This is a genomic window from uncultured Marixanthomonas sp., from assembly GCF_963974425.1.
GTDB lineage: Bacteria > Bacteroidota > Bacteroidia > Flavobacteriales > Flavobacteriaceae > Marixanthomonas.
Genome location: NZ_CAXBCK010000027.1, coordinates 36253 through 50504, shown reverse-complemented (window position 1 = coordinate 50504; position 14252 = coordinate 36253). Strand labels below are relative to the sequence as shown.

The 14252-nt window shown below is 35.2% G+C and carries 9 protein-coding genes and 1 tRNA gene; 5 read left to right on the top strand and 5 right to left on the bottom strand.

Annotated features, from left to right (window positions below; all coding sequences use genetic code 11):
• Positions 1–164: 164 nt before the first annotated feature.
• Complete coding sequence (locus AACZ92_RS09500) at positions 165–1385, bottom strand: site-specific integrase (protein WP_339700293.1); 1221 nt, start codon at positions 1383–1385, stop codon at positions 165–167.
• A 233-nt stretch (positions 1386–1618) separates the two neighbouring features.
• Positions 1619–1692: transfer RNA gene (locus tag AACZ92_RS09495), tRNA-Arg, on the bottom strand.
• A 105-nt stretch (positions 1693–1797) separates the two neighbouring features.
• On the opposite strand from AACZ92_RS09495, the gene AACZ92_RS09490 reads away from it, so the two are divergent.
• Positions 1798–2310, top strand: a complete 513-nt coding sequence (locus AACZ92_RS09490; protein WP_339700290.1) for an adenine phosphoribosyltransferase — start codon at positions 1798–1800, stop codon at positions 2308–2310.
• Here AACZ92_RS09490 and AACZ92_RS09485 read toward each other — a convergent pair.
• From AACZ92_RS09485 to AACZ92_RS09475, 3 genes are all read right to left on the bottom strand, one after another.
• Entirely contained in the window at positions 2304–2459 is a 156-nt protein-coding gene (locus AACZ92_RS09485; RefSeq protein ID WP_339700286.1) for an SsrA-binding protein, read from the bottom strand. The two genes, AACZ92_RS09490 and AACZ92_RS09485, sit on opposite strands and share 7 nt — an antisense overlap.
• 66 nt (positions 2460–2525) lie before the next feature.
• Complete coding sequence (locus tag AACZ92_RS09480) at positions 2526–4313, bottom strand: M56 family metallopeptidase (RefSeq protein ID WP_339700283.1); 1788 nt, start codon at positions 4311–4313, stop codon at positions 2526–2528.
• Position 4314: 1 nt separating this feature from the next.
• Positions 4315–4668, bottom strand: a complete 354-nt coding sequence (locus AACZ92_RS09475; RefSeq protein ID WP_339700280.1) for a BlaI/MecI/CopY family transcriptional regulator — start codon at positions 4666–4668, stop codon at positions 4315–4317.
• A gap of 215 nt (positions 4669–4883) precedes the next feature.
• Between AACZ92_RS09475 and AACZ92_RS09470 the strand changes: the two genes are divergently transcribed.
• The 4 genes from AACZ92_RS09470 (at position 4884) to AACZ92_RS09455 (ending at position 14132) form a co-directional block, all read left to right on the top strand.
• A complete protein-coding gene (locus AACZ92_RS09470) occupies positions 4884–5843 on the top strand; it encodes a calcium/sodium antiporter (protein WP_339700278.1) in 960 nt (319 codons plus the stop codon).
• A 163-nt stretch (positions 5844–6006) separates the two neighbouring features.
• Complete coding sequence (locus tag AACZ92_RS09465) at positions 6007–8193, top strand: glutamine synthetase III (RefSeq protein WP_339700275.1); 2187 nt, start codon at positions 6007–6009, stop codon at positions 8191–8193.
• A gap of 890 nt (positions 8194–9083) precedes the next feature.
• Positions 9084–11936 carry a hypothetical protein gene (locus AACZ92_RS09460; RefSeq protein WP_339700272.1) on the top strand — a complete coding sequence of 951 codons (2853 nt, stop codon included), beginning with the start codon at positions 9084–9086 and terminating at the stop codon, positions 11934–11936.
• Positions 11937–12668: 732 nt separating this feature from the next.
• Complete coding sequence (locus tag AACZ92_RS09455; protein WP_339700269.1) at positions 12669–14132, top strand: curlin; 1464 nt, start codon at positions 12669–12671, stop codon at positions 14130–14132.
• Positions 14133–14252: the final 120 nt, after the last annotated feature.

Genomic DNA, 14252 nt, shown 5'->3' with positions numbered 1-14252 from the left:
AAGAATAACTGTGGGCAACAATGTATAACCGCAATTACGGCGGATTCGACTGCGTCCGAATCTGACCTCCTCCCGATAAACTGTACCGTTTAAAACTAGAGAATTGCTGTAAAACAAATAATTTATTTTAAATAAATTATTATTTGATCACACACCAAAACCAATTATCCAAGTTTTTGTTTTAATTTTTCCATATCCTCTCCCACCTTTTTCTCAAGAACACGTGCATAAATTTGTGTAGTCGCAATTTTGGTATGGCCTAAGAGTTTTGAGACCGTTTCAATAGGAACACCGTTAGAAAGTGTGATTGTAGTCGCAAACGTATGACGAGCCATATGGAATGTGAGGTTTTTCTTGATACCAACATGATTGGCTACTTCTTTCAAATAGACGTTCAACTTTTCATTAGTAATAATAGGTAAGAGTGATGAGGTTACAGCAGTCATCGGGTGGTTACTGTATTTCTCAATGATTTCTTCTGCTTTTCGAAGCAACGGCACCTTCACGGCTGATTTAGTTTTTTTCCGTTTGGTAGTTATCCAGTTTCCGCAGTCGATGCTTTTCATCACATTGTCTGCTGTGAGGTTCATAATATCAACGTAGCTGATACCAGTATAACAGCTGAACACGAATAAGTCTCGCACTCTGTCCAACCTGTCGCTGTTGAAATCATGGGACTCGAGGTTCTCGAGTTCGGTTTCAGAAAGAAACTCTCGATTAGTTTTCTCGTACTGCGGTTTCCACCGGGCAAATGGGTCGCGCTCGAGCCATTCCATATGATATGCCAACGTTACCATCTTCCGTAGTCGCTGGATGTGTTTCATAATGGTGTTCTGGCCCATTGCTCTTGGATGCCCAATTGGCCAAACATTAGCTAAATAATTCTCAAAATCAATCAAAAATTTATAGTCCATCTGTTTGAGGTAGATATCTGTGGTTTTCTTATGTTTCTGCAGAAACTTGTTTAGGTAGTTCTCAGTAACACCAAAATTTTTGATAGTGCCTTTTGTTAGGGTATTTTCTATTTTCTTGCTGTGATAGGCGATGAGGTCGAGTAGAGATTTTGATTTTTCATCATCCCCAATAAACCTTGCTTTGATGATTTTGGCTGTTATGAGCTCTTCCTTGTACGTCAAGTCTTGATATATTTGGAAAAGTTTGGTGTAGGTCTGGTCAAGGTAATTGTTCATCTGTTTTGTGGCAATACCAGTACCTTTGCTTCTATTTTTCTTTGCATCCCAAAACTTTATTGGCACACGCCTTTTTAAACTTATGTTCGCTCTTTTTTGGTTAACTGTAATTCGAGCATAAACTAGAGCTTCGTTGTTTGTAGCATTCTTTTGGTCTGCCCAAAAGAGAATTGAGAAGGTGTTTGTTGATCGCATAGTTGTCGTCTTTAAGATTATACAAATCGTCTTGACGAAAGTCAAATCAACTATGGCAAGTGTTTCAGTAATTTCTAAAAATCTGTCAGTTGAACTGACATCTTAAAAATTAACTGACGGTTAACTACTATATTGTAGCAAATCATATCATTTTAAATGTTGGTCTAAAAACCAGGAAACCACGCAAATCCTATGAGTTGCGTGGTTTTGATAAGGATTATAATCCTTAAAAGTGACCTTGCCAGGATTCAAACCTGGAACCTCCTGAGCCGTAATCAGGTGCGCTATTCAGTTGCGCCACAAGGCCATTATGTACTTGAAACAATGAAAAAAAATAAAATTCCATTTGTTTCGGGGTGCAAATATATTTCTTTTTACCTTTATAGACAAAGCACTTTCGTAAAAAATTACAATGGATATAGAAAAATACATTCGCGAGATACCAGACTTCCCAAAATTGGGAGTAAATTTTAAAGATATAACCCCTCTATTAGCTAGTGCAGACGCTACTTCCTTTTGTTTGGAACAGTTGTTAGCATTAACCGAAAATCAAAAAATTGACAAGGTGGTGGGAATTGAATCTCGCGGATTTTTATTTGGGACCTTGTTAGCAAAAGAATTAAAAGCTGGTTTTATACCCGTACGAAAAGCGGGTAAATTACCATACGATACTTTAAAACAGCCGTATGCACTGGAATACGGTATGGATGCTTTAGAGATTCACGAAGATGCGATACAAAAAGGAGATAAGGTGTTATTGCACGATGATATTTTGGCAACAGGAGGAACTGCTAGAGCAGCTTGCCAGTTAATAGAAAAATTAGGTGGTGAGATTGTGCAATGCAACTTTTTAATTGAATTGGAATTTTTAAAAGGAGCAGCTAAATTAAAATCGCATGAAGTACGATCATTACTTTGCTATTGATTAATCGCATTTTTTGTCACCCACAACTTATAGCCAAAAAGCGCCAACTGAAACTTGGAAGCCTTGGCAAGATCCACACCCTTTTTAGTAAAATTAGGTAGAATTTTTTTGTTCAATTTAGCTAATGCTTTAAAAAACTTCTTTTTCATAACTATATAAAAATAAAAAAACCTTCCTAAAAAAAGGAAGGTTTAAGAAACTTATAAGAGTTTCAATTACTGCTTGGTAGTTATTTCAACAACACCGTTTATCCCTTTACCGCCATATTTTTTAAGGGCTTTTTTACCTTTTAGAATGTTTATTTTTTCGATAGATTCTGGTGTTATTTTTTTTTCTTTAGCTTCTTTTGTTTCTTTTCCATCTACATAATAGATTGGATTATCTGCTTGATTGTTTGTTCCGGTACTAATAATTTCTATTCTTTCATTAGAAGGGTTTTTGCTTCTATATGCAAGCCTTGAAGAATCTCCAGTTCGTTCTCTTACTACTTTTAATCGCTTTTTCATCGATTGATTTCTTTCTTTCATGCGCTCTTCTTGCTCCTCCATGCGCTCTTTTTGCCTAACTTCTATTTCTTTACGGCGTTCTTGCATGCGTTTCTTCATTTGTTCCATTTCTTCATTTCTTTCCGAAATCATCTCATCACGTTGTGCCATCATTTTTTGTCGTTGCATTTTTTGTTCTTCTGTTAAAACCGTTCTTGAACTGATGGCTCCGTTTTCTGAAACAGTAAGCAAATAATCGCTTATGGGTTGATCGCTGCTTACACTGTAATTGTTATTATTGCCCCGGGAATCGCTAAATGCAATAGAAATTCCGGTTATTTCGCCTTTTGTATTGCGTTTCACATTTTTGTAGTTAAAACTGGCCTTGTCCTCAGCTTTCAGTTTTTGTTTATACGCTTCAAGCTCGGCATCGCTGGTGTTTTTAGTAATTATTATTTTAATGGGCTTTACTGAATCTTGCAAGACTGCGCCGTATCTTTTTTCTGAAGAAGAGCTCGTTTTAGTCTTTTTTTCTTCAGAAGAAATTGCTTCACTATTTAAAGCGCTTGCAACTGTATTGTTGTTCTGTATTTTGGAAACATTCTTTTCAATTTTCTGAATAACAGGGTCAGCAGGAGAATTTTCAACTTCAGCATATTGGACGGTTTCATTTACATTAAAACCCCATAGGAATAATGCCAAGAGTGGGACAATAGCTATTGATTTTAAATTGTTTACTTTTTTTGAATTGTTTTTGTTTAGCATGACGATTCGTTTTTTGATGAATGATTGATAAAAATTAGTAGTCAACGCTGGAATAGGATAAGTAGATGAGGCTCTTACCAGCGCAACTTGATATTCTTTTTTAGATGAAACTTGTGTGGCAGTTTCATTATCTGCAATAAATTCTAAATTTTCTTCTATGTTCTTTTTATATAACCATGCAAGGGGGTTGGCCCATTGAATAGCAGTAAGCAAATTTGCTATAAGAATGTCTATGGAATGCTTTTGATGTGCATGTACTTCTTCATGCTTAAGTATCATACTAAGTTCGTCTGCATGGTGTAAAGCAGGGTTGTAAATTATATAGTTGAAGAATGAAAAAGGCAATACTCTTTCCTCAGTCAGTATATATTTGTACCCACCTTTAGTAGTAGTGGGATGTTTTTGTAATAATAAATAAAGTGAATAGCATTGCTTACTGAACCGTATTAAAAATAGTGTGGTCATTAATATATATGCAATAAGTGCAATACCCCACCAATCTATTTGTTGAGATGCTGTTGCCAAATAAGCAGGAATTTCTTCAGAATATCCTGCTAAGTTTGTTTTAGGAGCGGGAATAGTAACTGTTTTGGTAAATTGAATAAATGGAAAAACAAAAGACAGAAGGAGTCCGCTCAAGAGAAATAGTCTATTGGTTGTAAAATGAGTATCACTTTTTAAAAGTGCTACGTATACAATTTGAAACAGCGAAAGTACTATTGCGGCCTTGCCTATATAAATAAGGAAATCCATATTATTTGTTTTCTATTAGCTCTAATATTTCTCGAAGCTCTGTGGCGCTTATTTTTTCTTCTTTAGCGAAAAAGGAAACCATGCTCTTATAACTGTTGTTGAAATATTTTTTAGTGGCAAGATTCATATAGCGTTCGGTGTATTCAGCTTTGCTAATAATAGGAAAGTATTGGTGTGTTTTACCATAGGCAGTGTATGATACAAACCCTTTTTCTTCCAGGTTCCGAACAATAGTTGATACAGTATTGTAATGATTTTTTCCAGGCAATAGCGTTATAATTTCTTTAACAAAGGCTTTTTCTAATTGCCAGAGTGCTTGCATTATTTCTTCTTCTTTATTTGTAAGTCGTTCCATAGGGGATAAATATAAAACTATTAATTTAGTTTTGAAACTATTTTTGTAGTTATATAACTGAATTTTTAGTTTATTATTGTGTTTTAGTTGCAAGTTTTTAGTTAAACACGGTTTTACATATTCATTCTAGCAGCCAGATATCAAATCGTATTTCGCATTTTGTATTTCGAAAATCGTACTTCATTTTAGTATCTTCGCAGTCTAAAATATCTTTTATGGGAGTTTCGATACTTTTTGTTTTTCTTGGTTTATTACTATTAGTTGTAGGAGGAGAATTTTTGGTGCGTTCTTCCGTGGCCTTATCCTTTAAACTGCGCTTGTCAAAAATGGTAATTGGTTTAACGGTGGTTTCTTTTGCTACATCGGCCCCAGAATTATTGGTAAGTATAGAGGCTGCTCTTAGTGGTTTTAGCGATATTTCTTTAGGAAATGTTATAGGTTCAAATATTGCAAACATTGGTTTGGTACTTGGTATAACGGCTTTTATTTCGCCTTTGGCTATAGATAAGGATTTTTATAAATTCAATTGGCCGGTGATGATGTTTCTTTCCATTGCACTATATTTTTTGTTGAAAAATGGAAATGGATTAAATAGAATGGAGGGGGGAGTCTTCCTTATATTATTAGGAGTATATCTCTACCTATTAATTAATAGAGCTAGAAAACAAAAGAAATCAAAACCAGTAGATGATGGAATTGATGAAGGACTTTCTAAAACTTCAAATTTCAAAATAATCATTTGGCTTGTATTAGGAGGTCTAGGTTTGTGGGGTGGAAGTGAATTATTGGTTACAGGTGCCGTGGATATGGCTACAGCATTAGGAGTGACAGAGCGTGTTATTGCTGTAACGATGATCGCTATTGGTACAAGTGTTCCTGAATTAGCAGCATCGGTAATTGCAGCAATAAAGAAAGAAAAAGCAATTTCATTAGGAAACTTAATAGGCTCAAACATCTTTAATATTGCTTCGGTATTAGGAATCACCGCAATTATCAAACCGATAACGGTACAAAGCCAAGAAGTGTTGACCAATGATATTTTCTGGATGTTAGGTTTTGCAGCTATTTTAATTCCATTAGCATTTCTTCCAAAGAAATTTGAGATAGGTAGATTTAAAGGATTGTTTATTCTTGCCGCTTATGTAATATTTATAAGTTTAGCTCTTCTTGAATAATAAAGTTGCTTAAAATTGAGTCGTTTGTATTTTAACCCCTATAATTTTAGGGGTTGTTAGTAATAAATCATCATTTATTAATAAGTTAACATTAAAAATTAGGGGGTATAAAAAAAATAAACCTATTTTTGTCCCATTCTAATTTTAAACAAAGTATATCTGTATGTCAACTTTACGATTTCACGCAATCAAAGAAACCTTTAACAGAAAACCTGTAGAAGTACAAGAACCTGAACGACGTTCCGCTATCTTCGGAAAAAACGTATTTAATGAGTCGGCTATGCGCCAATACTTGACAAAAACCTCTTACAATAGTGTAATGGATGCTATTGAAAATGGAAAGAAAATTGAGCGTAGTGTAGCAGATCACATTTCAACAGGAATGAAAGAATGGGCCATTTCAAAAGGAGCAACCCATTATACGCACTGGTTTCAGCCTTTAACAGGAGCAACTGCTGAAAAACACGATGCTTTTTTTGAAACTATCGATAATGGTCAGAGTATCGAGAAATTTGGTGGCGGACAGTTAGTACAACAAGAGCCAGATGCCTCTAGTTTTCCTCACGGGGGTATAAGAAATACCTTCGAAGCTCGTGGTTACACAGCATGGGATCCAACCTCGCCTGCTTTTTTATATGGAACCACATTATGTATTCCAACTGTTTTTGTTTCATATACAGGTGAAGCGTTAGACTATAAAACACCATTATTGCGTGCATTACAAACAGTGGATCAAGCAGCAACCGCTGTAGCAAAATATTTTGATAAAAATGTAACTAAAGTAAACCCAACACTTGGATGGGAGCAAGAGTATTTCCTTATTGATAAGGCATTAGCCCTTTCTCGCCCAGATATTATGCTTTCCGGTCGAACTTTATTAGGACATTCTTCACCAAAAGGACAGCAGTTAGACGACCACTATTTTGGCTCTATACCTATGCGTGTCCTTAATTATATGCGTGATTTGGAGACTGAATGTATGTTGTTGGGGATTCCCGTAAAAACAAGACATAATGAAGTAGCTCCCAATCAATTTGAATTAGCACCAATTTTTGAAGAAACCAATCTTGCTGTAGACCACAACTCCTTATTAATGGACTTAATGGATAAAATAGCAGACCGTCATAACTTTAAAGTATTATTTCATGAAAAGCCATTTGCAGGTGTAAATGGAAGTGGAAAGCACAACAACTGGTCATTGGCTACTAATACAGGGGTTAATTTACTAGGCCCTGGAAGTACACCAATGAAAAACCTTCAATTTTTAACCTTTTTCATTAATACTCTTAAAGCTGTAAATGATCACGAAGAATTGTTAAGAGCTTCAATTGCAGGAGCAAGTAATGATCACCGTTTAGGAGCTAACGAAGCACCGCCTGCTATTATTTCAGCATTTATTGGTTCACAATTGACTGATGTTTTAGATGAATTAGAAAAGGTAACCGACGGAAAACTATCTCCACAAGAAAAAACGGACCTTAAATTAAATGTGGTGGGTAAGATTCCTGAAATTTTAATGGACAATACAGATAGAAACCGTACTTCTCCTTTTGCCTTTACTGGTAATAAATTTGAGTTTCGTGCTGTAGGTTCTACTGCTAACTGTGCTAACCCAATGACAGTGCTTAACGCAATTGTTGCAAAGCAGTTGATTGACTTTAAGGAAAAAGTTGATAAGCTTATTAAGGGTGAAAAAATGAAGAAAGACGATGCTATCTTTAATGTATTGAGAGAATATATTAAGGATTCTAAACGCATTCGTTTTGAAGGTGATGGCTATGGAGAGGCTTGGGAAAAAGAAGCAAAGAAACGTGGTTTAAGTAATAATAAAACAACTCCAGAAGCTTTAAAAGCACGAATCTCTAAAGAATCCATCGCACTGTTTGAAGAGCTTAACATAATGAGTAAAGTTGAGGTTGAAGCTCGCTATGAAATTGAAATGGAAGAGTATGCAATGCGTATTCAAATTGAAGGAAGAGTTCTAGGCGATATTGCTAGAAACCATATAATCCCTACGGCTATTCAGTATCAAAATATATTGATAAGAAACGTTAGGGGCTTAAAGGAAATTTACGGAGACAACTTCAAAAAATTTGGGGGAGAACAACTAAACCTTATCGAAAAGATATCACATCATATTGAAAGTATTAATAAGGGAATCACAGAGATGATAGAGGAACGTAAAAAAGCAAACAAGATTGAAAATGCTGAAAAACGGGCCAAAGCATACTGTAATAAGGTAAAGCCTTATTTTGATGATATACGGTACCACTGTGACAAATTAGAGCTTTTAGTAGATGATGAGATTTGGCCACTAACTAAATATAGAGAGTTGCTCTTTACTAAATAAGATTTAATGCGTGTAAGTATAAGGTCGTTTAACGAAAGTTAAGCGACTTTTTTTTGCTTTTTCTTGTCCTGAAATAAGCTAAGATAACATCCGCTTATTCAGTAAAATTAAATTAGAATCTTTTTAGACACAACTTATTTAGAAATTTATTAAAATCACTAATGATATGTATTGTGGTATTTTTAAAACTCGAGCTATCTGTATAGTAAATGCCTCAGGATATTTTAAACCAGAGAAAAAAAACTCTTTTCAATATTTTAAAGAAAATGAGTGCGCTTGTAAAATGTAGGAAAATACTATTATTCTGCCTTTAATCAAGTCTATTAAGACTTTAATGGGTGGGGTCTTCTTACAACATTAATAAGTTTATATTTGTTTTTTTGTAAAATGACTCATTATTTTAATAATTTATATTCAATTAAATAAAACCTATTTGTTTCTTACAAAACAATTATTTTATTGCTTAATTAGAATGCTTGAAATAGTAGTTAGTAAATAATACTTACAAGGTAGTAATTATTTTTTTTAACAAAAACTTAACAAGTGCTTCCTACAAGTAAATTTTAGGTATTTCACCGTTTTTTTTATTTCATTCATCCTCAAAATTCAACTTTTTTAAATTATAAAATTGTTTTAAAACTCTTACAAATAGGGTCTGAAAGACCTCTTTGTAGGAAAATACATTTTTTTATTGGACATTTGAGCTGTAGTTAAAAAATAATGATCTGTTTTTTAAATACGCCCTCAAATTTAGAATAACAAACTTTCTCCTCAGACGCATGCCCAAAATGGATATCCTACAATCCATTTTAAAAAATCATAATATCCCCATTATGTAACGAATAAGTTTATTTTAATTTTTTAACCAAATATTTAATTAAATTTTAATTATGAAGAAAGTTATTTTAAGTGCAGCAGCACTTATGTGTGGGGCAATGATCTTTGCACAAGACAATGTAAGTAATGTAGATCAAAATGGAAACAATAACGGTTCTGCTGTTATTCAAACCGGAGGTAACAATGACAGTCAAGTGTTTTCCACTGGGGATGGAAATTCATCTGAAGTTACTCAAGATGGTACTATCCATAATTCTACTGTCAATCAAATTGGAGATGATAACTCAAGCAAAGTTACTTCTATTGGTAGAAACAACAACTCAAAAGTAGGTCAGGTAGATGAGCGCAACTCTAGTGTTGTAAAACAAGAAGGTGGTAACAATAATACCTCAAGAGTAAACCAAGGAATAATAAGTAGCAATGGCAACATAAGCAGAACAGGAAGGGATAATGAAAGCACCGTTGCTCAAGATGGTAACAGCAATAAATCTGTTGTAGAGCAATTTGATTCAAATGCACTTTTAGGAGAATTTAATAAATCTGCAGTTTCTCAAGTTGGGGATGCCAATGAAAGTAATGTAAAACAAACAGGAGATTTTAATGAGTCTGATGTACAGCAGCAAGGAGATAGAAACACAAGTAGTGTAAACTCTGATGGTTTGTATAATACATCTTCAGTAACGCAAAATGGCGATGACAATACTTCTAGTGCAGATCAAACTGGGATTGATAATAAATCTACAGTTTATCAAGGCCTTAGTGGTAATGACAGCGAAGTGTCACAAATAGGAAATGAGAACAATAGTAATGTGCAACAGTACAGAAATAATAATAATGCAAACATTACTCAAGATGGTTATGATAACAGAAGTAGAGTAAGACAGCGTTTAGGTGATGATAATGTCGCTACTGTATCTCAAGATGGAGACGATCATACTAGTGATGTTTTGCAATCTGGTACTTTAAACAACGCCGAAACCATTCAACAAGCTACAGACCATAATTCTAAAGTTACACAAACAGGAGACAGTAACAGGTCTCGTGTAAACCAGGGTGCGGGAACAATGGATGATGCTAATGTGTCTCAAATAGGAAATGGTAACGATAGCTATGTATTACAACGTGCATCTTACAACGTGGCAGACGTAGACCAAATTGGTAATGAAAATATAAGTCAATTGCGTCAGAGAATGGGTGACTCTAATATGGGTACTGTATTGCAAACAGGTGATGAAAACATTAGTAATCACAACCAAAATGGAAACTTAAATAATTTATCTGTAAACCAATCTGGGTTTAGTAACAGGTCTGTGGGAATCCAAACAGGTGATAGTAATAAAAATACAGTTTCTCAAACTGGTGATGATCACGAGTCAAGTGTAGATCAATTAGGAGATTTCAATGTTGCTAAACTTATACAGCGTGATGGTGACAGAAATAATTCTGATTTAATACAAACTGGTTCAAGAAACCATACCAATTCTGTTCAAGATGGATCAGACCATCAATCAGAAATTACTCAAACAGGTAATAGTAATGGAGCAAGCGTTTCTCAATATGGAAGTGCTAACGAAAGCGTTACAACACAAACAGGTGATTTTAATGGAAGTGCAGTAGCACAGTCTGGTACTTTGCATATGAGTACAGTTGAACAAACTGGAACTTATAACCAAAGCGGTGTAAAACAAAATGGAGGAGATGCTAATAGTAATACTGTTTCACAAAGCGGTAATTTCCACGAATCTCTTGTAGTTCAAACTGGAGATTTAAACGTAGGTAAATTAATACAGCGTAATGGTGATAGAAATAATTCTGAATTGACACAAACTGGTATAAGAAACCATACTAATTCAGTACAGAATGGATCAGATCACCAATCAGAGATTGCTCAAACTGGCTTTAGCAACGGTGCAAGTGTTTCACAATACGGAAATGTTAATAAAAGCACTACAACACAAACAGGAGATTTAAACGGAAGTGCAGTAGCACAGTCCGGAAGTTTTCAAAGGAGTACTGTTGAGCAATCAGGAGATGACAACCATAGTGATGTAAGACAAAACGGAGGAAGTTCTAATATGAGTAGCGTGTTGCAAGTTGGAGACGATAATGAATCTGATGTTGACCAAATAGGAAATGATAACGTTTTAAATTTCAGACAAAAAGGTTCTCGTAACACTTCAGATGTTGCACAAACAGGAGATGATAACCAAGGTGTATTACGTATTATAGGTAGTGAAAATATTACACACCTTCAGCAATTGGGTAGCCGTAATGATGCATCAGTAGATGTTGCAGGTGGTAACGGAAGTGATTTTAACAACGTGAGTATTGATCAAGTTGGTGATGATAACTATATGGTGACAGATGTTTTTGGAGATCTTAACGATGTGGATGTAAGACAATATGGTAACCGTAATAATAGCAATTTGATCAACGATCTTCATCCAGGTGATGGAATTATTATTAAGGGTGATGAAAACGTAGCAGAAGTAGTTCAAGCTGGTGATGATAACAATGGTTCTATTAAAACTACAGGAGATAACAACAGCGCAAAATCTGCATCTACCGGAGACTTTAATAATACCTCGATTGTGCAAGAAGGAGATACTAACCATGCGTATGCACGTCAAGTAGGTAATATGAACATTAGCACTATTAGCCAAACAGGAAATGGTAACGATGGTCTATTATTAGGTCAAACAGGTAATTCTAATTCAAGTGCAATGGATCAAACTGGAGATAATAACACTTCTATAGTGACACAAGATGGAGAATTTCATATAAGTACTGTAGCACAGGACGGAGTTTTAAACTCGAGTACTGTTTCACAAATGGGTAATGACAATAATAGTATGGTAAATCAACTAGGTAATAATAATATATCTACTGTAAACCAAGGAAACTAATTCGGTACCCTTTTACTGAAATATATATTCTTGAAAAAGGCGTCACACGACGCCTTTTTTCTTTTTTAAGTCATATAATAGCTTTAATATCCTAAGAACCTTAACAGTAATTAGTAGGAAACTATACCAACTATTTGCTTTTGAATATTTTTCAAAAAGCTATTTTTTACCACACAGATGTAGTTGTAAGTAGCATAATTAAATGGAGTAAAACCTTTGTTTTAGCGCATACCTAAAGAGAATTACAGTTTTTTTAAAGTTAAAATGTGCTGAGGATCAATGGTATATAGGTTTGTGCAACAGAATGTAGGATAGTGACCACATCATGATAATTTTAACATAATTTTAACATATTGAATTTTATGTCGTTTAAAGGTAGTTGAACGGTTTTTTTATATGTACGCCCTTTAGCAGTAATTCTTTTAACAGGAAAAATCCTACAAATCAATTTGTTAATTGCTACGTACGTGTTTACACTTAGTGGAGATTGTATTTTTTTTTGCAAATTTGAATTGTATTTCAAACGAGATTAGAAGTTTAAATACAACTCCTCACTTAAGTCCCCTAATCGCTAAGACATTATAGTATATTAATTTCTGTTTAGTAGAACAGTTGTTAATTTAAATTGATCAAGATAGTAGTCTTGTTCATATAGTAAAGTATCACATGTTGAGAGTCAATGTGTGTAGATTAAAACCAATATAAATCAATTAGTAACTAAATTTTTAAATTATGAAAAAAGTAATGTTAAGCGCAGCAGCGCTAATGATTGGAGCGATAGGTTTCGCTCAAGTAAGTGGAGCTCCTAAGGCAGTTGCAGTACCAGCACAAGCAGGTGCGGCAGCCGGTGCCAATACAGGTGAATCCATTCAAAATGGAAATGATAACCGTGTATGGGTTCGTCAAGCTGGAACAAGTCAATCTGTTTATACTAACCAAAACGATGGTGCTGGTACTGGTGGTAACTTAGCTCGTGTAAGACAAATGGGGGCTGTACAAGCTACTAGTGGTGTTGAAAATTTAGCAGAGGTGCTACAATCTGGTGATTTAAACCAATCTACTACTTTGCAAGAAGGAGATAGAAACAACGCAGTAACTCGCCAAGGTCAGAATGATAATAGTAGTGCGAGCAACATGGCTAGAATTCGTCAAGGAACGGGTCAAAATGCTGAAGATAACTTTGCAGCTATCGATCAAGATGGTGACGGTAACAGTGCTTGGACAAGACAAACGTTTGATAACAGTGATGCGTGGACTCGCCAAGTGGGTGACGGTAACAAATCAGAAATTGATCAAAATGCAGGGCCAAATGGAACAGATGGTCATTTAGCTGAAGCAGAGCAAGTTGGTGATGGCAACATGTCTATTATTAACCAAAGCGGAGCTGGTGCTAGAAATACAGCAAGAACATTCCAAGATGGTAATGGTAACTATGCTGAGCAAATGCAAACAACAGATGCAGTTATGGGTGGAACAGGTAACACGGCTATTATAGCACAAGGAAATGTTACAACTGGACATACTTTTAGCTCAATCTATAGTGATTTACTAACTGTTGATGACATAGAAAACGGATCTCAAAGTTTAGGTTCTTTTGGAGGACAAGCGTATCAAGACCAAAGTGGTAGCGATAACGACGCAGACATCCGTCAATTTGGAGATGATCCTGCAAACGCAAACTACGCAGAACAAAACCAGTCAGGTTCAGGTAACTCTGCTTTTGTAGTGCAAAACTTATACGGTACTCCTTCAGGAGCTGGAAACTATGCACGTCAGGACCAAGATGGGACTAATAGCGAAGCAGGTATTGGCCAAAATGGTTTTGATCATAAAGCATACCAAAGACAATCTGGTAATGACAACGTAGCGCTTTCAACTCAAAGAGGAGAAGACAACTTAGTGAATACATACCAAGATGGTGATGGTAACCGTGGTATGACAGCACAAAGAGGTCAAAATAACCAAATATTATTGGTGCAAAGAGGTGGTCATAGCTATAGCGTAACGCAAAACTTGCCAAACGGTTCTCCAGTAGGAATGCCTAATGGTGGTAACGTAGCTGATGTACTTCAATTAGGACCTAACGGTGACTTTGCTACAGATGGTATCCTTTGTGAGTTCCCAGATATGAATACTCCAGGTACTCCTAACATGCCAGGTGACTTTGACATCGATGATGTTTGTCCAGGTTGCTAAGCCTTTGGCATAGCAAGTGGGATTTAAACCTAGATAGTTTATAAAAAAGGAGGGCTCATTATTATGATGCCCTCCTTATTATAAAATTATAACGATTATTAAATAATTATTTAATATATT

Bases quoted from the DNA above. Each gene is read 5' to 3' on its own strand.
- AACZ92_RS09500 (WP_339700293.1), bottom strand. From the start codon at position 1,385: ATGCGATCAACAAACACCTTCTCAATTCTCTTTTGGGCAGACCAAAAG.
- AACZ92_RS09490 (WP_339700290.1), top strand. From the start codon at position 1,798: ATGGATATAGAAAAATACATTCGCGAGATACCAGACTTCCCAAAATTG.
- AACZ92_RS09485 (WP_339700286.1), bottom strand. From the start codon at position 2,459: ATGAAAAAGAAGTTTTTTAAAGCATTAGCTAAATTGAACAAAAAAATT.
- AACZ92_RS09480 (WP_339700283.1), bottom strand. From the start codon at position 4,313: ATGGATTTCCTTATTTATATAGGCAAGGCCGCAATAGTACTTTCGCTG.
- AACZ92_RS09475 (WP_339700280.1), bottom strand. From the start codon at position 4,668: ATGGAACGACTTACAAATAAAGAAGAAGAAATAATGCAAGCACTCTGG.
- AACZ92_RS09470 (WP_339700278.1), top strand. From the start codon at position 4,884: ATGGGAGTTTCGATACTTTTTGTTTTTCTTGGTTTATTACTATTAGTT.
- AACZ92_RS09465 (WP_339700275.1), top strand. From the start codon at position 6,007: ATGTCAACTTTACGATTTCACGCAATCAAAGAAACCTTTAACAGAAAA.
- AACZ92_RS09460 (WP_339700272.1), top strand. From the start codon at position 9,084: ATGAAGAAAGTTATTTTAAGTGCAGCAGCACTTATGTGTGGGGCAATG.
- AACZ92_RS09455 (WP_339700269.1), top strand. From the start codon at position 12,669: ATGAAAAAAGTAATGTTAAGCGCAGCAGCGCTAATGATTGGAGCGATA.